This window comes from Flavobacterium sp. AK-345, assembly GCF_058310175.1.
Genome location: NZ_JBZEER010000011.1, coordinates 1 through 25,954, shown reverse-complemented (window position 1 = coordinate 25,954; position 25,954 = coordinate 1). Strand labels below are relative to the sequence as shown.

8 protein-coding genes are annotated in these 25,954 nt (G+C 32.1%); all 8 read right to left on the bottom strand.

From position 1 onward, the window contains the following. Positions 1-18: 18 nt before the first annotated feature. Complete coding sequence (locus AC4FQ3_RS17820; protein WP_491182731.1) at positions 19-2,712, bottom strand: AMP-binding protein; 2,694 nt, start codon at positions 2,710-2,712, stop codon at positions 19-21. A gap of 14 nt (positions 2,713-2,726) precedes the next feature. After that, positions 2,727-7,133 (bottom strand): condensation domain-containing protein, encoded by a 4,407-nt coding sequence (locus AC4FQ3_RS17815; RefSeq protein WP_491182730.1) that lies wholly within the window; start codon positions 7,131-7,133, stop codon positions 2,727-2,729. Continuing rightward, the gene (locus tag AC4FQ3_RS17810) at positions 7,130-8,995 is read right to left on the bottom strand and encodes a class II aldolase/adducin family protein (RefSeq protein ID WP_073397964.1); all 1,866 of its coding nucleotides are present in this window, start codon (positions 8,993-8,995) and stop codon (positions 7,130-7,132) included. The genes AC4FQ3_RS17815 and AC4FQ3_RS17810 overlap by 4 nt, the downstream gene beginning before the upstream one ends. A gap of 98 nt (positions 8,996-9,093) precedes the next feature. Further along, entirely contained in the window at positions 9,094-10,071 is a 978-nt protein-coding gene (locus AC4FQ3_RS17805) for an aminoglycoside 6-adenylyltransferase (protein WP_491182729.1), read from the bottom strand. A 6-nt stretch (positions 10,072-10,077) separates the two neighbouring features. After that, complete coding sequence (locus AC4FQ3_RS17800; protein ID WP_491182728.1) at positions 10,078-12,465, bottom strand: TonB-dependent receptor domain-containing protein; 2,388 nt, start codon at positions 12,463-12,465, stop codon at positions 10,078-10,080. Between the two features lie 17 nt (positions 12,466-12,482). Next, a complete protein-coding gene (locus AC4FQ3_RS17795) occupies positions 12,483-16,931 on the bottom strand; it encodes an amino acid adenylation domain-containing protein (protein WP_491182727.1) in 4,449 nt (1,482 codons plus the stop codon). After that, complete coding sequence (locus tag AC4FQ3_RS17790) at positions 16,919-18,538, bottom strand: cyclic peptide export ABC transporter (RefSeq protein ID WP_491182726.1); 1,620 nt, start codon at positions 18,536-18,538, stop codon at positions 16,919-16,921. The genes AC4FQ3_RS17795 and AC4FQ3_RS17790 overlap by 13 nt, the downstream gene beginning before the upstream one ends. 159 nt (positions 18,539-18,697) lie before the next feature. Continuing rightward, entirely contained in the window at positions 18,698-25,729 is a 7,032-nt protein-coding gene (locus AC4FQ3_RS17785) for an amino acid adenylation domain-containing protein (RefSeq protein ID WP_491182725.1), read from the bottom strand. Positions 25,730-25,954: the final 225 nt, after the last annotated feature.

Sequence of the window (25,954 nt, the reverse complement as noted above, 5' to 3'; positions counted from 1 at the left end):
CCTGTATATTCGCTCATGTTATTCTGTTGAAAAATTATTTAATATGCTAAGAGTTTCATCTATGGTACTCAAAGACTCTTCAATACTTTTGTTGTAGTCAGAAGTGGCTGTTTCCCCTTTAAGATAAGCCGCCAGTTTTGAAATCTGAGGGAACTCGAAAATATTAACAGGGGTTACTTCTTTTTTTATTTCCGGTAACTGGTTAATTTCTTTTACCAACTGTAAAAGCTTTAATGAGGTACCTCCTATTTCAAAAAAATTGGCATTTGTGCTTATCTGGGATTCTTCAAGGTTCAGAAGATTTGACCAAATTCTTCGGATTTTAATTTCAAAATCACCTTTTGCCTCAATATATTCCGTCTGTATGGTATCTTTAAATGATACTTCCGGCAAAGCTTTTCTGTCAATTTTCCCGTTTGGAGTCAGCGGAAATTCTTCTAATGAAATGTAATAGGTAGGAACCATATAGTCCGGCAAATATTTCATCAGATATTTTTTCAGCTCTGCATTGTTAATTGGCATATCCGAGCAATAATATACTGCTATGTACTGTTCTGAATTATAAGAAACAATATTGGCCAAAACGGTTCTGACATGGCTGGAATAGCTACTTGCAGCAAATTCTATTTCCTGCAGTTCCACCCTGTTTCCTCTCAGCTTTACCTGGAAATCATTCCTTCCTAAGAATTCAATATTATAGTCTTCCATCAGCCTTCCCAAATCCCCGGTTCTGTATAACCTTCCGTATTTAGGATGTTCATAGAAACGAATATCTGTTTCCTGAGGATTGTTTACATATCCCAGGCCTACACCTATTCCTCCTACAACAATTTCTCCTTTGAGACCTAAAGGAAGAACATTATAGTTATGATCCATAATGTATACTTTTACCTTTGGGATAGCTTTACCAATAGGGAAATTCTTTGTACTTTCTTCATTTATCTCATAAAATGAAGAGACATCACTTGCTTCACTTGGTCCGTAAGAGTTATATATTTTGATATCACTTACCAGATTCCTCAGATTTTTAATGATTACAGGATCTATTTTTTCTCCGCCAAATATAACTTTACGCAAAGAGTTTAATACTTTATACTCTGCATCTGTAAAAGAGCTAAATATAGCCGGAGCTGCATTTGCTACCGTTATTTTATTTTTGTGGATGAAGGAAGGAATATCATACAATCCTGTATTTTCCAAATAAATTGTAGCCCCGGCTAAAAGCGGTGCAAAATAGTTTTTTTGAGTAAGGTCAAAACTGATATTACTGATAATACCTACTTTATCATTCTCGTGAATTCCTATATCGTTTTTATACCATTCCAACAGATTCAGAAAACCTTTGTGGGTATTAATGGCCACTTTAGGTTTTCCTGTAGATCCCGACGTACACATTAAATACACAGGATCATCCTGACTAACATGCTTTATCTGCTCTACAGGAGCAATTTCTTCTATCTTATCTAAAAAATCCTGAAGCTGCAATTCATCGAAGATCAATTTACAGTTTATATCTTCCAGCAATGATTTTTTCCTTTCTTCAGGAATGAAGGGATCAATTACAACATATGCATTTCCTGATTTTATGACTCCGAGCAATACGGGGATAAAATATTCCGATTTATTGATACAGATTCCAACATGGCCTTTTCCGTTTTCAGTATAACTGCTGATATAGTGAGATACTTTATCTGACAAATATTTTACGTCTCCATAGGACAATGATTTCCCTTCAAAATCAATCGCTGTTTTTGTAGAATATTTATCAAAAGAATCTTCAAGTTTTGCAATAAGACTTTTATTTTGCAATGGTTGTGATTCCGTGGGAGCCAGATATTCAAGGATCTGATTTTCACTTTCGGACATATAACCGATCTCATGAAGAACTGTATTGAAGCTCACCGGTAAAGCGTTAATTATATTTACCAGGTGATCCAATAGCCGTTGAACATGTTCGTGTTTATATGAAGGATGAGAATCTATACTGATATTCAACTGATTCTGATCATCATTAATCAAAATATCAATGTATGAATTGTCTCTGTCTTCGGATTTCTTGCCATATATCTTTTCTCCGGAATTGTATGAAAAAAACATTCCCGTTTTTACAATTTCTCCAAGCAGTTTATTTTTCTCACCATCTGCCAATAAATCTTTCCACTGATCTTTTTCAGATGCAGCGTGAATTGCTTCATTTTCTTTTCGAATAAGATTCTCTATGGTTTCTTTGTCCTCTATTTTATTCTTTATAAACAGTATTCTGTCTTCATTTGTACTTAAAAGATTAGTACAAAGGATGATGTTTTTCTGTCCGGTATACCGATATAAGAGTATTCTGTAAACTGTCAGGAACAAAGCCTGAGAGGTAATATTATGCTCTTGTGTAAACCTTTTTATTTCATTATACTTTGCATCTGAAATATTTTTGCTTACTACAGAGGATACCGTATTCTGAATGTTTCCGCTATTCCTCAGATCATTCAGATCCAGGCTATCCAGCTCTTCGTGTCCAAAGTAAAGCACATCCCGAAAGAAATAAAACGTATCTTTCCTGATTAGATAATCTATTATTTTTTCTTTATTCTCCTTCAAAAATGTTTTTTCCTCTACAGAAATTTGGGATATATTACCTTTCAGTCTGATCTGTGTGTTTTCAACTTCCAGGCTTACTCCTTTTGTACCGAGTGTTTTTAAAATATGTATAATTTCCATATTTGTTCTATAAATTATATTAAAAATTCTTGGTCCTGATTCATCTCAATTCGTAATGCCTCAACAACATCATTCAAATTATCGCCGGAATTATTTGCCATTTTTTCGATCAGATCTGTATATAACTGCAGTAATTTTGTCATTTTGCTTTCAGAAAAAATGTCTGTATTATATTCCAATCGAATTGTGAGTTCGTCTTTTTTTACCGTAATATCTATTTTGAATTCTATTTTGGAGTGTGTACCTATTTCTTCTACATGTACAAATTCTTCTATCTGTACACCGTCATCAAACAGTACTGTACGGGATACTTCTTCTTCATTATGAAGAATAATTGTTGTATCAAAAAAAGGATTTCTGGATGCATCATTATTCGGCAAGTACTTTTCTACCATCAGGTCAAAAGGATAGTCTTCATTTTCATACACCTGTACAAATCCTTTTGTGTTTTCTTCAAGGAATTCCTGAAAATTCACTCCTGATGAAACCTTGATTTTTAAAGGCAGGTAATTTATAAAAGATCCTATAATCTGTTCTGTATCTACGTGGGTCCTTCCGGAAGAAATTGTTCCGATATAGAATTTATTTTGATTACTATAAGCATGTATTAAGAGCCCATATATCCCAACAAGATAATTGTTCAGAGAAAGAGATTGTTCATTTAAGCTTTGCTTCAGGCCGTTAAAGTTTTCTTTTATCTTTGTGCTTATGGCGGTTCCATTGTAGGAAATCATACCGGGACGCACATAATCTATCGGAAAATCCAGGGAAGGAATGTCTTCGGCAAAAAAGTTTTCCCAGAAATTTTCATGTGTCTGATATTTGCCTTTGTGCCAGTTTACATAATCTTTATATTGTATTGCCAGAGGCTCAATATTGATACGTTTATCTTTAAGATATGTATTGTAATTTTCTTTGATTTCTTTATACAAAATCTCGCGCGACCAACCATCAGAAATAATATGATGAAGCGTTGTTGCAAGGATATATTCTGTCTCTCCTTTTTTGATTAGGTTTAACCTAATAGGCAATTCCTTTGAAAGATCAAAGGGTTTATATCTTTCCTGACGCAAAAATTCTACCATTGATGGTGTATCCTGTATGGCTATAAGAGGAATTTCCAGATCAACATTCTCTATTGGTAAGATATACTGATAAATATCTCCATCTTCATATTTGAATATAGTTCTAAGGGTTTCATGTTTTTGTATAAGCGCCACAAAAGAAGCCTTAATTGCCTCAATATTCAGAGAACCATTGATTGAATAATTCATAGGAACATTAAACAACGCTGCACTTTCTTTTTTAATGGTCGACAGCCACATTCGTTTCTGAGAATTTGAAACTTCATATCTCGACTGAACCGGTACGGGAGAAATCTTCGTGTAAGACGATTCTCCACTCTCATTTACTTTTTCCAACAGGAATTCTGAAAGGCTTTCAAACTCGGGATATTTGTAAATATCTCCCAAAGTTATTTTTACATTAAACGCTTTATATATTTTGTTGAGCATCTGTATTCCCTTTAGGCTATGTCCGCCCAAAGAAAAGAAGTTGCTGCTGCCGGTTATATCATCTGTTATTAAGGTTTCTTTCCATATCCTTAATAAATGTTTCTGTAAATCTGAGGTTATAAAAATCTCATTTTCTTTAGAAGAATCATGAATTATTTTATCAGATTTATGTTCTTCATACAAATCTTTAAGAGCCTGCTGATCAACTTTGTTATTTGTCGTTAACGGAATTTTATCAACAAATAAAATTTCGGCCGGAAGCATATATTCAGGCAGAGAATTTTTAAGGTATTCTTCCAAATCTGAAGAACTTTCTTTGGTAATCCCGGTTACAAAAGCGCAAAGCCCTGTATCTCCGTTGTTTTCTACAGCCAATACTGCTGAATCGCTTACGCCCGAAAAAGTTCTGATAATGTTTTTAACTTCATCCGGCTCTACTCTGTAACCTCTGATTTTTACCTGACTGTCTCCTCTTCCCAGAAACATGATTTCGTTTTCCAGAGTGATGAAACCGATGTCACCTGTCGCATATATTCTTCCATAATCGGGATGAACAATGAATTTTTCTGAAGTAAGCTCTTCATTATCCAAATATCCTTTTGCAAGTCCTGCACCTCCAATAAAGACGTTTCCTGTCTCATATTTTGAAACTTCTTTCTTTTTGTCATCTAAAATAACAGCAAAATTATTGCGAATCGGCGATCCTATTACAGGCCTTTCAATGTATTGCTCTATATTATTTATTTTTTTGAAAACAGTTCCAATAGTCGTTTCCGTAGGGCCATAATGATTGATAACTTCTATTGTCCCGAAAGATTTTTTAAAGTCTGCTAAATCTTTTGTCTTTATTTTTTCTCCTCCCAAGATTACTTTTTTAAGATCTGATCCTTCAATCTTATTAAAGTTTTTTGCATTTAATATGGCGTTAAAATACGACGGAGTCGTTTTAATATAGGTTACTTTTTTATCTGTAATCGTATTGATCACCTCATCTACATCATACAGGGTATCTTTTTTAACCATCTGTAATTTTCCTCCTGAAAGTAAAGTTCCCCATAAGCTTGTATAACCTAAATCAAAGGCATAAGAAGAAAGAAGTATAGAGGTGTCGCTATGGTTAATACCAAGTGTTCCGTTAAGGAAGTCGACATAGTTTATCAAAGATTTATCCTGAATACAAACTCCTTTGGGAGCTCCGGTTGTTCCTGACGTATATATAATATATGAAGTACTTTCCGGCGTACGAATAGCATTACTGCCCGTGGATATACTGGATGTACCTTCTGTAAAATTCAGTGTATCAATAAGGAGTTTTGGTTCAAATTCCTCTTTCTCATAATTACTTCCCGTGATTAAAAGCTGTGCATTGGAATTGTTAAGTATATGCGTGATTCTCTGTTGGGAATCATTAGGATCTATAGGCACAATACTTCCATTGATCTTTAATGTCGCCAAAAAAGCAACAATCACATTATGGTCCCAATCGTACATTACACCTATTGTTGGCGATGATGCATCTGCTATTTTATCCAGAATTAACGCAGCCAGTACATTTGATTTCTCATCGATCTGTTTGTAACTATATGCTCCATTTTCATCTTCTATGGCAATTTGGTCCGGAAACTGCTTCACGATTCCTGCATATCTTTCCAAAACCGATTCTTTAGTCACGGTATTTTCTGTCTTCAACAGTTTTTGGGCACCTGTTTCGTAAGGCTCGATAGCAGCTGTATTTTCAGAATATCTTTCTATGATCTGAATACTATTGTGCTCCCACAGCTGCATAAAGTAGGTAATATCTTCACTTCTGATGCTATTATTATGATGTAAGGCAACAGTAGTTTCTTCTTTTGCAGAATAAATCTGGGCAATAAAACCTGAATAGTCATTTCGACGATCTATAATCTGACTCAAAGGAGTTTTATCTTTAGTAATTATACTTAGATCAATAAATTCAAAAATATACTTGAAGTTTGATTTTATAAAATCTGCATATTCCTGATTATTAAGAATATATTCTTTTCGACTGTTCAGTAATACCACCAGTTTCCCAATGCTGTCACAGTATTCTTCTATTCCTGAAAAACCTTTTGCTGCTTCTGCATTAAAAGGTAAAGTACTGGCATAAAGTCCTATATTTTTATAAAGCTGCTCAAAGCTTCTGCCATGACTTACATATCCTGCACCAAATACTGTATTTTTATCTGCAGATATCTGACAAAGCGTATAGTGCCATCCTGATAACAGCAGTATCTCTTTATCAATTGGCGCATTTTGCAGTAACTGCACAAGCTTGTTGCTCAGCTTATGAATCTGTGTTTTCCTTTTTCCCTCCTCAGGAACATTCAATTCAAGGTTTGTTCTGAAAGGCTGAAATTTTTTCATTACATCTTTCCAGAATTCCGAATTTTCTTCATTCCCTTCTTCACCTATAATATGTTCTCTCCATGCAGAATATTGCAGGTAGCTAATATCAGCCGTATCATAAGTTTCTTTGTGATACTTTTCTAAAATACGGTGGTACAGTGTTATTATACTCCAATTGTCAAAAAAGTAAAGTCCATATCTGAACGCTATCGACACAGCATTTTCATTATCCTGAATGATGGTGATGCTTAGATTATGTTCTTGGGATACGGAGTTCTCTGCATTTTCTATATCTTGTTTATGCACAAGTTTTACATCGAAATTTCTTTCCTGCTCAATACTTAAAAAGGCTTCTTTTCCCGGGGAAGTAATATTCATGTAAAGAGATAATTCATCTTTCAGAACTTCCTTTATATCATCACAGAGCTTTTGTCCCTGAATATTCTCCAGAGAAAAAACCATTAAATTATACAAGTCACCTTTACCCGCCGCCAGATACGTGAGGTTTTGCTGTGGTGACAAATTATATCTTTTTATCATATGCTTAAAGAAATTGGATAGTAGTTTTTGATATCCGCGTGTTCCCTTTCGATTCTTCTCGCCAAAGCATCAAATTCAATTTTGAAGCCCATAGGATTGCTGATCCATTCTTTGGAATTTTGCGCTGTTTGAGAATCTATAAGATTTACTTTTTCGTTCATCTGTCTTGCCAGTACGTTAAGTCTAAGCGTACGCTCCAGACTGATCATGTACATCATAGCTGTTTCAATGCTTTCTCCACAAGCAATTGCTCCATGATTAGCCAGAATGGCAACGTTTTTATCCCTCAGCTTTTCTGCTAATTTAATGGCTCGGTCTGTTGTATTAACAGGACCGTCGAATTCATTATAGAGAACATAATTATCATAGAACATGCAGCTATTCTGGTCAAGCATCAGGATTTCAGGTTTTTCCAGCGATGAAAAAAGCGTTCCCCACGGAGAGTGTGTATGCACGATACAGTTGGCTTCTCTGCTTGTATTATGTATTTCTGAGTGTATGCAGAATCCTGCTACATTAATAGGATATTCCCCTTCAATGACTTCTCCTTCGTTATTTACCAATATCAGATTGTCCGGTGTTATTTCATCGAATAGTATCCCGAAAGGATTTACCCAAAACAGATTTTTCTCATTGGGTACTTTCATACTGATATGCCCGCTGATACTTCCTTCATCAAGCTGAAGACTTCTTAGCATTCTGCACGATAAAGCAAGTTTGTATTTAAGCATTGCTTTACTGTCTCCATATTTGGATTCGTTGGTGATAAAGAAAGACGCTGTATTTTTTCTGGCTTCAGTTACTTTTTTTGTGGCTGAGGCTTTTACGTAGTTGCTAATATTATCTTCTTCAGACATAGATACAAAAAGCTGTCTTGCCCCGTCATAAGAATCACGACCATGAGTGAAATTAATATTATCCATCATCAAAAGATCTCCTTTGTCCCAATCAAACCTGAAAGCCACATCGTCGTAGGCTTGTCTTATCACCTCCAGATCAGCGATGGATATGGCTGTACCATCTCCATAATAACTGTTGCGCGGAAGATTGTCTATTCCGTAGGCATCTATCAAATAATTGTAAACATCACTATCCAGATTACTGTAATGAAAAAGATGCGCCTGATTGAACCATATTTTTTTATTGGTAGCTTTATCAAGAAGTGTTGCCTGTGCAACGTAATCAATTCTAAGTCTGGTCTGATCGATTTGTGTAAGGTTCATATGATGCTCCTTACAGTATTTCTCTACTTCTTTTATGTCTGATGTTCCGAAAAAAGTTTCCCACGGAATATCCATTTCCTGACTAAAATTTCGAACATACATTACGCCTCCTTTATCTTCAAATCTTTTGGAAATATCAGACGGGATTTTATTATACACAGCCGAACTATTACAGATAGGCGTACAACCACCGATCTCTGAGGGACGTTCACAATAAAAAAACAGCTTTTTGGGCCAGGATTTTGAGTAAGAATGCTCGTTATGCTGAGGGATAGACTGTTCTTTAGGATATTCTGTCGAAGTATATATTTTATCTTCCAGTCTCGTTCTTGGAGAAGAAGGTTCTGCATACTCCAAAGCACCGCCTAAGGATAGATTGTCAACAACTGAAGAAAATTCTGTTTTAGAGGTAAAGCTTTTAAATTTTCTGAATAAAATAATTCTGTTTTTTTCATAAATTTCATCTACAAAATTATTGTTTTTTGCGAGCCAACCTTCCAGTTCATTATCTTCAACCGAGGTTATAACTGCTATTTTTGTATATTCATTCCCTATTATTTCAAACTTTATATCTTTAGGAAATTTATCACTTATTTCCTTAGGCTGGATATTGATAAGGCTGTTAAAACTATTTTCCATATTCGTGGTATTTATTTGTTTATATTATTTAAGAAGTTCACATATTTGTTTGTTTCTCTGTTCTCTTTTTTATTGTATAATTGGGTTCAACAAATATTTCAGGTGTTTTCAGATAAGATTTCTTTATTGTTTAATGCTTCCGGAATAGCCACATTTTTAATAAAATCAATCACGAAGTTTTCAAATTCTTTATTTAAAGAAAAATTATATTCGTTGGCCACAATGGTTGAAAATTTTTGGTATAATTCAGCTGTTTTAATTAGTGAATTTTGCATGTTATTTATATTATCAGATAATAACGTTCCGTATAAATCATGATAAATTTCTTCTCCGCTCCAATCATATATTTTTAAACCATTATAAAAAACATCTGTTGATTTTTTGTTTAGGGTCGCTTCCCATTCTATCATTCTTACTAATTCTTTTTTTATGTAATTATCATAAGTTAGAATTGTAAAATAAAAATCTTTTCTTATTAGCTTAATCGATGCGGTATAACAGGATTGCCAAAAAAAATTATAATGCTGGAAAAATATTTTTTTGTCTAATTTTTTATCCAAAGTAATAGTCTCAGAAAAAGTAATAGTTCTTTCTAATATTTCTTTCAGATTAATTTTATCGACATGAATTTTATACCCTCTTTTTATAGTATCATAGAATTTTAAAATACTTCCCTCAACACTTTTTTGTAAAAACCCTGGAAGTAACAATTTCAAGCCAATATTTTTTAGTTTTAAATAATAGCTTATAAGCTTGATTTTTTTTATATCAATAATTGTTAAATCATACATTAAACCATCCTCTAGAATCACTTTGTTTTTATCGACTCCTTCCTGCAAGTCTTTAAATACTCTTCTTGATATTATCTTTCCTAAAGGATTAATCCATGAATGATTCTCTTTATCTAAATATTTTTTAGGATTATTAGTAAAAAGATACAAGTCTATATCGGAAAATTGATCTATCGAATTTTGAGAAAAACTTCCTATTGAAACCAATGAAATAATATCTTGGTTGTTGGATAATAACAATTCAACGCCTTTATTTATAGTATGTATTCTTTCTGATGTATTCATAATAATTTAGTCTATTCGTTCTTTAATTTCATCTGAACCGGTTTCTCTTTTTCTTTGTTTTTTTAATTGATTATTTCCGAAATTATAGGTAAAAGTTAACCTTATAACACGCGGTTCATAACTATAAAGAACATAAGAGCTGTTCAAATTTTCTGTAGACTCAAAACTATAATCACGTCCGAAAATGTCGCTAAAACTCAATTGGACTCTACTATCCCATTTTGGAATTTTTTTATCTATACTTAAATTTACTCTCTGATAATCATCTATATGGCTTACTCCTGATATCCTTTTTGAATTATAGGAAGCAAATACCTGAATAGAAAAGTCTTTTGGTAATGTGAAGTTTTGGGAAGTTCTTAAAACATAAAATGTATCATCCTCTTTTTTATCATCCATTTTTTGATCTAAATAGGATAATTGAAGGTTATTTTGCATATCCCACCAATCTGCAATCTTAAATGGTAAAGACAGAGAAAAATTTAAAACCTTTAGATAATCTATATTTAAGGAAGTTAATACTTGTTGGGTTGTGTTATCCGGAAATATGGTTTGTGATCTGGCTATCGCGTTTTTTTCAATTGTGTATTCCAGCGATACTAAATATTTTTTATATTGATAATTCGTTGAAAATGCGTTACTGATAGATGGTTTAAGCACAATATTACCAAAATAATATGTGTTTGGATCCAGGAATAAAACAAAGGGAGCCAAATCAAAATAAGTAGGTCTTGCAATTCTTCTTCCATAAGAAAATTGCAAAGTATTGTCCTTATTTAATTTTCTGGATAGAAACAAGGATGGAAAAAGTTCGCTTAATTTAGAATCAAGAACATTTCCTTTGCTTAATAAGTTTAAATCCTGAGTTGAATATTCGTAACGCAAACCAAGTTTAATATCTGTCTTGCCATTTGCTTTCCAATCCATAGAAGAATAGACCGCTGCTATATTTTCAACTAAATCCGACTTTTCGCTAAATTCTTCATTCTTTATATATGCACCATTTATCAGATCTTCTACAAGTACGTTATTATCGAGATTTGAATTGGTATATTTTGATCCTAAATCAAATTTTACATTTTTGTTTATTTCTTTTGAATAATCTACTTTTCCAACCCAAACATTCACGGGAGTCTTTTTTGTTGCCGAAAAAGTTTCATTTTTATATGCAGCTCCGGCAGCATCAAAATAAGTATTTTGGTAATTAGTGGGAGCTCCGTTATAATAGTTCAAATAATCAATATCAAAGTTTAAGGATTGTGAATCATCAATTTTTGTATTGAAATTAATATTGGTACTAAATAAATCTCTTTGGCTGTCTTCATCATTAAATAAAACTATTGACGAATTAGTACCAGCTGATTCACTCTGTGCAGTATTGCCAAATACTTCTTGTTTAAATCTACTTGTATTACCATTAACAAGCAATCCAAGTGTGGTTTTATCATTTATATAATAGTCCAGTCCTAACCTTCCGGAATAGCCGTTTATTACCGGATATCTGTCGCTAACCGTTTTATTATAAAAGGTATTGTTATCTGATTGTATGGTAGAAGAATTCGTAAATTGTCGGGGATTGTTATTTCTGTCAAAATTTAAATCTCCAAAAAAATTAATGTCCTTTTTTCTGGTATTCCAGTTAATTCCTGCTTTTTCCTTATCTTTTTTTCCATAACCCAATCCTAAAAGAATACCGCCATTTGTTCCTTCAATATTTTTTTTAATCTGTTTGATATTGATTAATCCACCGGTAAATTCTGCATCATATTTAGATGGTGGATTTGATATTAATTCAATTTTTTCAATGTCTTTTGCATTGGTGCTGCTTAACATTTGCAAAAGAGATGCAATAGGAACTCTAACCAACTTGTCATTGATCATTATACCAACTTCTGTTTTACCATTTAGCGTTATTGCACTTCCGTTTGAGCCAATATCCACTCCGGGCATTCTTTGCAATACTTCTAAAGCACTCCCGGAAATCCCTATTGGAGTTCCTTCAACGTTAACAACCAAACGATCGGTTTTTTGAACCATTTGCTGTTTTTTTGTTGATATCACAACTTCCTTTAAAACATTATCCGTTACCAATATAATGGGACTAATATCCAGATCTTTGTTTTCTATAACGATATCTGTTTTATATTCCTGAAAAGACAAAGCAGAAACGATTAAAATATAATTGCCGTTTTTTATGTTTTTTATATTAAATGTGCCATCAATTCCCGATTGAACAGGGCGAATTTTTACGGTATCATTTACTGCAATAATTTCAATTTTTGCCAATGACACACCGCTTTCCTTACTATCTTTTATACTACCCGATATATTATATTGCGCGATACAATTTGTGGAAATAATAAATAAAAAAATAATCGATAGTATACGTTTCATATGTTTGATATTCTGATTTAAAAGTTAAAATTGATTTCGATGTTTTGCTTGATTTCTTTTTCTGTTTGCAATAAAATGTCATAATCTGCCAATTTATCGTCAGGACTTTTTATGATTTCTTTTATAATTTTTTTAAATTTTTCAATAATTATAGTAATATTATTAAGTGAATAATAATCTGAATTGTACTCTAAGGCACAACATAATTGATCATCATCATGATAAAAATTAAACGTTAAAGGAAATCTGCTGACTTTATGTTTATATTGAAATGGCTTCGTTTCCAATGCATTAAATCCAGAAATATTAGTTAATGAAAAATCCGGATTTTGATATGCAATCATTACATCGAATAATTGTGAATTTTTAGTTTGTAATGTTGCAAAAGGGAAATTTGAATACTGAAATGAATCAATAATTTTTTGATTAATAGTATATGACACTTCTTTAAAAGTATCTTCTTCCTCTATCATAAATCGTAATGGAACTGTATTTACAAACATTCCTATGCATGGGAATAATTCTGTGGAATTTCGACCAGAATTTACAGTGCCAATACAAATATCTTTATGCTTTGAATACTTATGTATAAAAGAACCTGTTAATGAAATTAATATGGAGTATAAGGTTAAATTAAAAGTGTCTGCTAATTTAACCAGCTCTGCTTTTTCATTGGCATTAATTAAAAAATGTACCTGATTGCCATTAAATGAAACCTTATCATGCTTTAGGTCTTTTAAAAATGAATCTTTGGCTTGATAACCTTTCAATTCTTTAACCCAATATGCATTAGCATTTTCATCTAGAGGCTGGTTATTTATCCATTCTGAATAATCTTTGAACTGAAATGGTAATGGGTTGATTTTATATTCAATTCCTTCAAACAATTGATTATAAATAACCATTAATTCTTTTATAAATATTTCAACAGACCATCCATCCATAATAATGTGGTGTGTTGAAAATAACAAATAGTGTTTACATTCATCTACCACAACATGGTATAATCTTAGTAATAAATCTTTTTCTAATTCAAATTCTTTATATAAAATTGAAGCGGCTATTGCATCAAATTGTTCACTTTTTACTTCAATAGTTTTTAATTGAAAATTTACTTCACCAGAAGATTTAATTTTTTGTTTGGGAATTCCTTCTAATGCAAAAAAGTTAGTTCTTAAACTCTCCTGTTTATTGATAACCTGCGATAGCGCCTGATTTAGTATAGAAATATTAAGACTCCCCTGAATTTCATAAATAGCATTCATATTATATGCTATCGATGCTTCAGTTCGCTGAGATGCTATCCATATGTTTTTTTGAACATGGGTAAGATCATAAAACTCTTTCTCCGGAGCATTTGAAATTGGATTGGATATACTTCTCTTAGATGTATTTTCGATTAATGCACCTATAGATTTAATAGTCGGATTAATAAAAATATCTTTTTGAGACAAGTTACAGGCAAATAACTCATTTATCTCATATATGATTCGAACTGCATTTAAGGAATGTCCGCCTAATTTAAAAAAGTTATCTGTAATACTTATCTGATTTACAGGCAGATTTTTCAACCATATTTCAAGCAGCTTTTCTTCTGTTTGGGTTTGCGGCAAAGCCACCTCTTGCAGATTATAGGTTATATTTTGGTTTGCCAGCGCTTTTCTATCGATTTTATTGTTAGGGGTTAATGGAAAGTTTTCTAATCTTACAATGATTTTAGGCACCATATACTCCGGTAATTCTTTTTGCAGAATTTCGGTAACCAAATCTTCCTGAAACAGATCATTTGTTTTTACAAAAGCAACCAGAAAAGCCTCGTCATTTATTTTTTTAGTAATTACGATGGCCTGGTCAATAGTAGGTATTTTAACCAATTTTTCTTCAATCTCACCCAACTCGATACGATAGCCTCTTATTTTAACCTGGAAATCATTTCTTCCTAAAAATTCGATTTCGCCTTTATCATTCCATTTACCTAAATCTCCGGTGTTATATAGTCTTTCATTATAAGCAGTTATATAAGGAAATCTTTCATTTGTTAATTCAGTATTAAGGTAATATCCTTTGGCCTGACCGTGACCACCAATATAAATATCTCCAATTGCACCAATCGAAACCGGATTAAGCCATTGATCTAAAATATAAAAAGAGGTGTTATCTATTGGTTTACCAATGTTTTTGGCATCACGGGGCTGTACTAATTTTTTAGTACTTGACCAGATTGTAGTTTCCGTTGGACCATACATATTCCAAACTTCTTTACAAGTATTAATAAGTTTGCCGGCTAATGATTCACTCAGTAAATCTCCTCCACAAAGTATTTTTAAGGATTTATTTCCTTTCCATCCGGCATGAAACAACATTTGAAAAAAACTTGGAGTTGCCTGTATAATGGTTGGTTTTGTATGCTCTAAATCTGAAATAACTTTTGTTAAATCAGAAAGCACATCGCTCTTAACAACACGCAAAGCCGAACCTGAAATTATAGGCAGGAATAACTCAAGAATTGAAATATCAAATGAATACGTAGTAACTGCATAAAAAATATCATCAGCAGTGATACCTGGCTCTTTTTGCATACTCCATAAAAAATTGATTAAGGATTTGTGCCCAATTTCAACCCCTTTAGGATTTCCGGTTGAACCGGATGTGTAAATTATATAGGCCGTATCGTCAAAAGTTGGCAATGCCGTGATATAATTTTCAGCTCGAAAATCTTGTATATTTTCTAATATGAATTCTTTAGTATTTTTAAAATCAAAACTAACAGAAAGATCTTCGCTTATAATGATACTTTCACATTTGCTGTTTTCTATAATATATTCCAATCGTTCCTTAGGGAAATTAGGATCCAGAGGAATATAGGGTCTCCCAGATTTAATAACTCCCAATAATACACATACTAAATTAGCCGATCTGTTTAATAAAACTGCTATTGGCTTTTTTTCCTGCGAATCGATATTTTGAAGAATATAAGTCGCTATTTTATTGGATTCAAAATCCAGTTGCGAATAACTTAATTCTTCGTCACCATCACTAACGGCTATTTTATCGGGAAATAATTTTACATTTCTCAGGAAAATATCCACGAAGGTTTCAGAAGGATATGAAACAGTTGTGTTATTAAATTCTTTTATAATTTTTTCTCTTTCCTGTACAGAAAGATATTTTATATCTTTAATTTTTTGAGATGGATCAATTAATACCTGATGCAGTATATTTTCAAAATGAATGGCAAATTCATCAATATTAGATTCGCTTAAATAACTTACATTATAATCAAAATCAATTTTTACATCTTCCTGCTCATCAAATTCTCTGATATAAACGGCCAATGCAACTCTTTCAGATTCATGGCTTAAAGGAATAACGGTTGTTTTTGTCCCGTTAAAATGACTGGAATAGTTTTGTTTTTCGTAAGATAATGTAATGTTAAACAGTCGCTCTGTCTCTTCAAAAATATTTAATGACTGAATGAGTTTACCCAAAGGAAACCTTTGATGTCTGTATTCCTGACGTAGTTTATTTTTAATTTGTAAAATTAATTCCTGAAAAGAATTGTCACAATCTAATGCCAGACGTAAAGGCGCAATACCCATAAATAGTCCAACAGTTTTTTTGAAACTTGATTTTCCTCTGTTTAATACCGGGATACCTATAGATAAATCATCCGTTCTGTAATATCTGCCGAAGTAGACATACAATACTCCTAAAATGATATGAAAAGTAGAAGCATTATGCTTACCAGCCAGTTCGTTGATTTGATTGTATATTTCTCTCTTGATGTATATTTCTTTTCTTTTGCTTTCATTCTTTTTTTCAGAAATCAAAGGAATTAGTGCGTCCGGTAAATTTGAAAATTCTTTGGTCCAAAATTTTTTGTCTTCCAAAAAAGCATCAGAACCTTGATAATTAGTATCATCATGAGCAAAATCAATATAATTAAATGGATAATCAGATAGTATTTTTCCGTGTTCCACTATCTCATTATAATTTTGAACCAAACGCTGAAACATTAAAGATGTACCCCAGCCATCTGTAATAATATGGTGGTATTTAGAGAATAAATAATATAAATCGTCTTGTACTTTAATTAAAATAAATTTATGCAGCAGCTCTTTTTTATTCAAATAAAATGGCGTCTGGAAATTTTTACGCATAAATTCCAGAGAAATTCTCTCAGCATCAGATTCGTTAGAATAATCAATATATTCTAATTCAGAATTATGGTTATCAAGTATATAAAAATAAGGGATGTCATTATTGGAATCTATAATAATTCGGTACGCATCATGTTGGTTTATTAAATGAATATAAGCATCCTTAAAAGCATCTACATTGATACTTCCTCTAATTTCGATTTTTGCACCAATATTGTATATAGGATCGTTTGGGTAGAGGATTTGCTCAAAATAAATATCTTGCTGTGGGAGTGTGAGAGAGAAATTATTGATTAATTGTTCCATAAAATAGCTTGACTAAATTCATTTTTTTCTATGCTTATATCTTTTATTATTTTTCCGTATTCGAATTTTAAAATCCGGTCTGCGTGTTGAAAATAAGCGTCATCATGAGTAACTGCAATAATTGTTTTGCCTTGTTGTTTGAACATTGGTATTAATTTCTCGTAAAAATACTTTCTGAAATAAGGGTCCTGATCTGCTGCCCATTCGTCTAAAATTAGTATCGGGCTTTTTTCAAGCATCGCAAATATCATAGACATTCTTTTACTCTGACCTTTAGAAAATTTTCTTCTTGCAGATGATTCTTCATCGTCAGGAAGAACCTTATCCAGCTCCATTAGTTTTAATAAAGAGATATATTCGCTATTATTTTTAAGAGAATAATTATCATAATTTTGAGAGAAAATATAGTTATCAGTAAATATTACAGATAGTAAATTTTGATAATTAGGAGTATTGGATTGAACCGGAGTATTATTTAATAAAATTTCACCTGATGAAGGGCTATATAAACCGGTTAGCAGATTTATAAAAGTACTTTTACCGCTTCCATTTCCTCCAATTATAAAAATGGTTTCACCTTTATTTATAGAAAGATTTATCGGACCTAATCCGAAAGAAGGATTATGCTCGAATTTACAGTCTTTAAATTGTAAATTTTCAAAATCAATTACTTGCGATTGTTCCTTTTTCTCTTCAATTTCGTTTGCGTTAATTTCTTTAAAAAACGATTTTACTCTTTTTATAGCAATACTTGTCCTTGTGTACATGTTTTGCATTGTAATTAACTTATTTAAAGGCCCTGACATAAATAACAATACGGTTACAAAAGAGACCATTTCTTTTGCCTGAATTATGCCAAATGCGGGAAGTAAAAAAAGAATAACACCAAAAACTACATAGAGTCCGTATTGGCTTAATATATTGATAGCGTTAAAATTATTGGCTAAAAACTTGTCTAAATCTTTAGCGTCTGTTCTATTGACAGATACATTATTGTATAAGTTATTTTTTCTTGTTTCACTTATCTTTAATTCCTTGAATCCCTGAATAATATCATGAATGTATTTATTAAAAAAATCATTCTGACTTCTTAAAATACTCAACTTTTTTGATAATTTTTTTCCAACAAGAAAGTACACATAGGCTATCATAGCAATCAATACAACGATCACTAATGTACTTTTATAGGATAGTATAAATAAATAACCAATACATAACAAAATCATTAATAAAGAATTGAGCGTATTTGTCATAATCCCCGGTAGAAATATAAAAACTCTCATTTCTTCTATAATTCCATATATTCTTTCAGTTCCTAAAGTCTCTAATTGCTTTAAGGAGGAATTTTGAAGCTTTTTAGCCAGGAATAATTCATTATCGTACACAAAATTGTATGTGTAATCAATTATTTTTTTCTGAAAAAACAGGTTTAACAGATAAGAATAAACAATAAAAGAAAAGAATGTAATTACAAGATAATTCTTAGATTTAAAATTTTCATCTGTTATTGCGATATTTAGTATATATATAATTCCAAGCGTTAATAAGGTATTTACTAACGAATAGAATATCAACAGCAAAATTTTATTTAGATTAATTTTAATCATTTAGTATTTCAATTTAATTACTTTTTTCTTTAAACTTTTTTATTACAATTTTGAAATAATAAACACTATCAAAATTATCGTATGGTCAATTTGCCATTGTCTTAAATCGGCCATTGCCAATAAAATATTTCGACGTTGACAATCCTTTTTCAGTATGTTTTATTTATTCATGTAATTAAGGAAGCTATCAAATACTTGTTTATTTTTTTGTTGGGTTTTAGTCTCCATATACGCTGTATACATTCCTTCAAAAGAATTTAATGAATGTATTTTTTCTGTTTGATTTTGGCTTATTCGGGTTAGAATATGTTTGTAACTTTCTGTAATCAAATCCATGTATTGGGCATCAAACAATTCTTTTTTATAGTCCAGAGATCCTAAAAGCCTGTTTTTTCTAATTCTCATAACAAGACTAAAATCGAATTTTGCAGTAAACTCTTTTGGTGTAAAAATTTCAAGTTTATTTACCTGAATTTTCTCGGCAACATTATTTAAATCATATAATTCTTCATTAAACACAAATCTGCCCTGGAATAATGCATTCGAATCATTTTTCCCTCTCAAATTCAGTTTTACCAACTCTTCCAAAGAAAGATTTTGATGATCAATATCCTGCATGATGTCAGCATTGGCTCTGATGAGCAGGTCAATGAATGTTTCGTCTGGATTGATTGTTGTTTTTATCGGTAATGTATTCACAAAAAAGCCTATAATAGATTCAAATTCTTTTCTGTTTCTTCCGGTAATAGAGGTTCCCAGCACTATATTTTTTTGATCTGAAATATGATGCAGTAAAACACTGAAACTTGTCAGTAAAATTGAAAACAGGGAAACATTTTGCTCAATTGAGATTTTTTTCAGCAGGGCAAAAACTTCATCTTCAATATAAAAGTCAGTAACATCACCTTCGCTTTTACTATCGTTTTTAATAGGATGCTGGTTTTTAATCAGGTTTAATTTCTCTATTCCGCCTTCCAGCCTGTTTTTCCAATATTGAACATTTTTATTATGTTCGTCATTTTCTTTTATAGCGTCTTGCCATGAAACAAAGTCCAGATAAGTATAATCAACTTCCGGCAAAGTGTTTTTGCTGTTCGTTACGAGTGCATTGTATATTTCGACCCATTCGTTTATTAAAATATTCAAAGACCATCCATCACTTATAATATGATGCATGACGATAATGACAAAATAAGTGTCATTGGGTAATTTAAGGATCTTTAATTTTGATAAAGGAGCAGCACTTAAATCAAAACTTATCAGGTTTTCTTTATTTAAAATCTTTACTAATTCTTCATTTTCAGGTAAATAATCAAAATCTTCAATTTCAATTATTGGCGCTGCCTCTTCTTGTATAAATTGAATAGGATTTTCTCCGTCAAATTCAAATCTTGTTCTAAAACTATCGTGTCTTTTAATAAGCTCATCGTATGAATTTATAAAATCTTTGATACTAAAAATACCTTCAATCAGCAATGCTGTCGAAATATTGTAAGCGTTGGATTCTGTTTCATCCTGACTTAAAATCCATAATCTCCTTTGATTGCTGGATAATAATGATGCCGTTTTTTGGGATTTTTCTATTACAAGGTTCGAATTATGTTTCAAATCCAGCCCGTTAATAAATTTACTCAGACTTCTGACAGTTGGTTTGCTAAAAATATCTTTTAGCTTTAAATCCAGAATAAGTTTTTTATTTATTGAATTTATATATTGAATGGCCAATAAACTATTCCCGCCCAATTCAAAAAAGTTATCGGTAATGCAGATAGCATCTTTTTTGAAGAGTTCCATTAAAATAATAACAAGCGTTTGCTGTACTTCATTTTCCGGAAGGATAATTTCGGCATTTTCTTTTATGCTTTCTATTTTTGGCAATCTTGTTTTATCAATTTTACCATTAGAAGTCATTGGCAATGATTCCATTATCACTAGTACGGCAGGAATCATATAAACAGGCATTTTTTGAGTCAGATATTCTTTAAATTCATCCTCATCATATCCTTCTTTAGTTACCAAATAGGCTATTAGTATATTTTCTGAATTTGAATTTTTATCGACTTTTACACAGCTTTCTTTTATATATTGATTCCTGGCTATCGTTACTTCGATATCCCCAAGTTCAATCCTGTTTCCTTGTATTTTTACTTGTCCGTCTTTTCTTCCTATGAATTCAATATTTCCTTCGGGTAACCATTTAACTAAATCTCCGGTATTATACATTCTTTCACCAATCACAAAAGGATTATCGATAAATTTAACCTTCGTAAGATCCGGATTGTTTAAATAACCATTAGAAACTCCTGCCCCCGAAATATAGAGATTTCCAATAATCCCTATCGGAAGCGGAACTAAATCTTCTGTCAGAACATAAGCAGATGCGTTCGAAAAAGTACGTCCCAGAGGCGTTCTGTCCTGTAATGGTTTATCATCCACAGGGTAAATAAGCTTTCCTATAGTTGTTTCTGTAGGACCATAATGATTAACAATCTTTAATTCATTATTTACTTCTTTTATCTTTTCAATGATCCCTTTTGACAATTCTTCTCCTCCAAAAACAATCATTTTCTTAGGCAGCAAGGGCTTATTATCATTCACTAATGCTTTCCAGAAAGTAGGCACTATTTTAATGCAATCAATGTCGTTTTGATCGAAATATTGATGTACATATTCTATATTTCTTAAAGAATCCTTAGACAATAAATGCAATGTTTTACCATAAATTAAGGAACTGTACAAAGTGGTATTTCCTAAATCTGTTGATAAGGAAGACATTAGTAAAAATGTTTTAGCCTGATCGATTTGAATTCTGGAATTCAGTCCATAAAAATAATCTGTTAAATTCTGTTGATTCACCATTACTCCTTTTGGAGCACCTGTGGTTCCTGAAGTATAGATTAAATACGCTAAATTATCCGGTGTTGTATTATTAATATTTAATCCTTTTTCTTTTAAAAACTGATTGTCATTTTTATTGTTTAATGTGATGATTTGAATATTTTGATTTACAAAAATTCCTGAATCAGTATCATTTGTTATAACAAAGTTGGCTTTGGTATCTTTTATGATATAGGCAGCTCTTTCCTCTGGTACATCAGCATCCAGCGGTACGTATACGCCTCCGGATTTCATGATTCCCAGTAAAGCCACAATTGACATACTCATATGCGAATTGTAACAAAGCAAAACAAAATCTCCTTTTTTAAGTCCATTGCTTAAAAGATAATCCGCCAGTTGATTTGCTTTTTCATTAAGCTCTTTATAGGTGAGTTCTTCATCATCAAAAACAACGGCAATAGTATCAGGAACATTATTAGCCTGCTCTTCAAATAAATCTATAATGGTCTTATCCATAGGATAATCTACCGATATATCATTAAATCCAACTAAAAGTTCTTGTCGCTCCTCCGCTGTTAGAAAATCAATTTCTTCTATAGGGTTTTCAGGTTGCTCTAATGATTTTATCAGAATGTTTTCAAAATGAGAAAACATTCTTTTAATTAAAGATTGATCATAAATATCTGAATCATAATTTATTAACAAGGTTAAAACATCTGACTCAGAAAAAGTAAAAGTGATATCAAACTTAGAATTCGTGCTTTCAAATTCGTAATCCTCTATTTGTAAACCTGTTAATTGTTCTTCATTAACAAGGCTTTTTACCTGTCTTTGGTTTTGTAATACCACTAAAACATCAAATAGAGCAGAACGGCTTGTGTCTCTCTTTAAATTCAATTCGGCCAACAACGCATCAAATGGATAATTTTGATGTTCGTAAGCTTCCAGCAGGATATTTTTTTCTTTATTTAATAAATCAAGGAAACTGTTTTTTCCCTCGAATTGGGTTCGTATCGCTAGAGTATTTAAAAATAATCCCATTTGGTTTTCCAAATCCGGATGCTCTCTTCCGGCCACCGGAGTTCCAATTATGATATCATTTTGCCCCGTATATCGGTGCAATAAAGCATTGATTCCGGCCATTAAGGTCATAAACAACGTTGCATCATGCTCTTTTGAAAAGGTTTTCAGTTTATTTAGAAATTCTTTTGGAAAGATATGTGTATGGCTGTTTCCATTATAGGTACGAACCAATGGGCGTGTTTTAAAACTTGGCAGATCTAATACCGGTAATTCCCCGGCAAACTGCTGTAACCAAAACGCTTTAGATTCCTGGCTTTTTTCCTGTTGCAGTACTTCATTAAGCCATACTGAATAATCTTTATATTGAATGCTTAATTCAGCCAGCTTAGCTTCTATTCCTTGTGTTAGCGCATTATAGATTTTTACAATTTCTGATACCAATAACTCTATTGACCATCCATCGCCAATGATATGATGCATCGACAGGAAAAATACAAATTCATCTTCTTTCAATTTAACCAGACTTGCTCTTATCAATGCAGCTTGCTCTAAATCAAAAGCAATTGCGTTGTTTTCCTGTAAATAGGCAAGTACTGCACTTTGGTCTTTTTCAGATGTAAAATCTTTTTCTGTTATCTTAAAATTAATTTCTTCTGCCGGTACTATAAACTGATGAACTTCTCCTTCTTTATTCGTTTTAAAATAGGTTCTCAATATTTCATGACGCTGGATTAAAAATGCAAAGGATTCTTCAAATTTAATTGTATCAATGTTTCCTTTTAATTTTACTACTGCAGGCATGTTATAAGCCAAAGAACCTCCTTCTAGTTGGCTCAATATCCATAATCTGTGTTGAGATTTGGTTACAGGATATGATGCTTTCTCCGGAGTTTTAGGAATGAAGGCAAAATCTTGTGCCTGTAATTTTAGACTAATTTCTTCAATTGTCGGACTAGAAAAAAACGCTTTAAAAGTTATACCCTGATGAAGTTCTTTATGTATTCTATTGATAACTTGCCCGATGATTAAACTGTTTCCGCCCAGATTAAAAAAGTTATCTGTAATACCTACTTTTTCAATTCCTAAAACGTCTTGCCAGATGGCAGCTAATTTATCCTGAGTTTCGTTTTTTGGCGCTACATATTCACCCCTGATAATATCATCTGCGGTAACAGAAGGCAGCGCCTTTCTATCAACCTTACCATTAGAAGTGACAGGAATACTGTCTAACGCGATATAGAAATTCGGAATCATGTATTCAGGAAGTTTTTCCTGTAGATAATGACGGATTTCTATTTTATCGATTTTCGATTCAGAAACATAATAAGCAACAATTACTTTCTCCTGATTTACTTCTTTAATCTCAACAATTACATTTTTTATTGCTTTTGAATATTGAAATAAATGCGTTTCTATTTCGCCCAATTCTATTCTAAAGCCACGAATTTTTACCTGATGATCTTTTCTGCCAATGTATTCAATGTTTCCATCAGCAAGCCATTTGGCTAAATCTCCTGTGTCATACATTTTTGTGCCCTCAATAAAAGGGTTATTGACAAACTTTTCCTCTGTAAGCGCTGTTTTATTCAAATAGCCCCTGGCAACTCCAACCCCGGCAATGTATAGTTTGCCAACTGAACCAATGGGTTTTAAAGATAATTTTTCGTCAAGAATATATAAACTGATATTATCAATAGGCTTACCAATTGGAACAGAACTAATGTTATGCTGCTCTGCACAATCATAATAACTTACATCGATACTGGCTTCTGTGGGACCATAAAGATTCATCAAAGAAATACCTGATAACTCATTATAAAACAAATCCCTTTGATGCAATGTTAGTGCTTCACCACTTACAAATACTTGTTTTAAGCTTTTTATGCGTTCTTTTTCATTTGGATGCTCCTTAACGTATTCTAAAAAAACTGATAACATGGCAGGAACAAAATGTATTACCGTTACCTGATTTTCATCTATGTTTTGTATTAATTGAGCCGGATCTTTTTCTGCTCCCGATTTAGCAACAGAAAGTTTTGCTCCGTAGATAGCCCACCAAACTAATTCCCAAACCGAAACATCAAATGAATAGGTCGTTTTTTGGATAAGGGTTTCACCGCAGCTTAATGGATATGCTTTTTGCATCCAGGTTAATCTGTTTACTAAAGAAGTATGTTCGATCATTACTCCTTTAGGATTTCCTGTTGTTCCAGAAGTATAGATCAGATAGGCCAGATCCCTGGGAGAATTGATTTTAGCTAAATTGAGATTCGTGTATTTTTCCCTCTGATTATAGAAAATTCCGTATTGGGTTTCATCAATAATAATTTTACTTTGCGTATCACTTTCTATATAATCAATTCTATCCTGAGGATAATTAGGATCAATAGGAACATAAGCCGCGCCAGATTTTAAAATCCCCAGTATGGAGACGATCATACGTTCGCTTCTTTCTAACTTTATACCTATTAAATCATCAGGTTCTATACTGTATTTTTCTCTTAGATAAGCACCTAACTGATTGGTTATTTCATTAAGCTCTTTGTAAGTAAGCTCCCTCCCCTCAAAAACAACTGCTACATTATTGGGTGCCTTTTCTACCTGATCCTCAAATAATTCAATGATGGTTTTATCATGCGGGTAATCTACTTTAGTATTGTTAAAATCAAATAATAACTGATGTTTCTCTTCTGAGCCTAATAAATCAAACTCATTTGTGTCACCGTTAATAAATTCCTGAAGATGGACTAAAATTTTCCTAAAACCGGAACCTAAATGCTGTAGTAATGATTTGTCGACAAAATCTTCATTATAGTAAATTACTAATTCTAATACCTCATCGGTTACATTAAAATTTAATAAAACGCCTTTGCATTTACTCGCCCCTATTGACCCATCGTTTAAACTGATTCCAAAATGGGAATAACAGGCTAAATCCAAATAGGCTGAATCATAGGCTGCATAAGCCAATTTGTTTTGGATTTCTTCTGATATCGTTTGTAAGTGCTCCTTAAAAGATTTGTTTGATGAATTGGTATCGTCTTCCAAAAAGAAAGGATTGGAATCTTTATTTCCTATCAAAGAGTTGTAAGAGGTAATAATGCCTGTATAATTATAAAAATATTTGTACAGCAATATGGAATATATCGCAGTAATTATTGAAAATTGTGAAAGACGATTATTATTGGATATCTTTTGCAAATATCCCAAGTCTTCCAATTCAATTGTGTATTTAAAGGAGCTAATTTCTTTATTTAACGGAAATACCGGCTCTTTCCCCTTAATTTTGTTATTCCAAAAAAGCTCTGCAATTTTATTAATGTTTTCCATGAAACTTATAACATTTTATTTAACGAGTGTATCTTTTATATCATCGAGAGAAATAAAGATCAAAATATTCAACGCAGTATTTTACCAGTATTTTTAATCAAAAATGATAATTCATACTTAGTATAAAACAGTTAACTATTTAAAAAAAATTCATTAATAATACATGAACTTTATTATAGCATAACGCAAAAATAACATAGCGCTTAATAAAAAATTACGGACTTT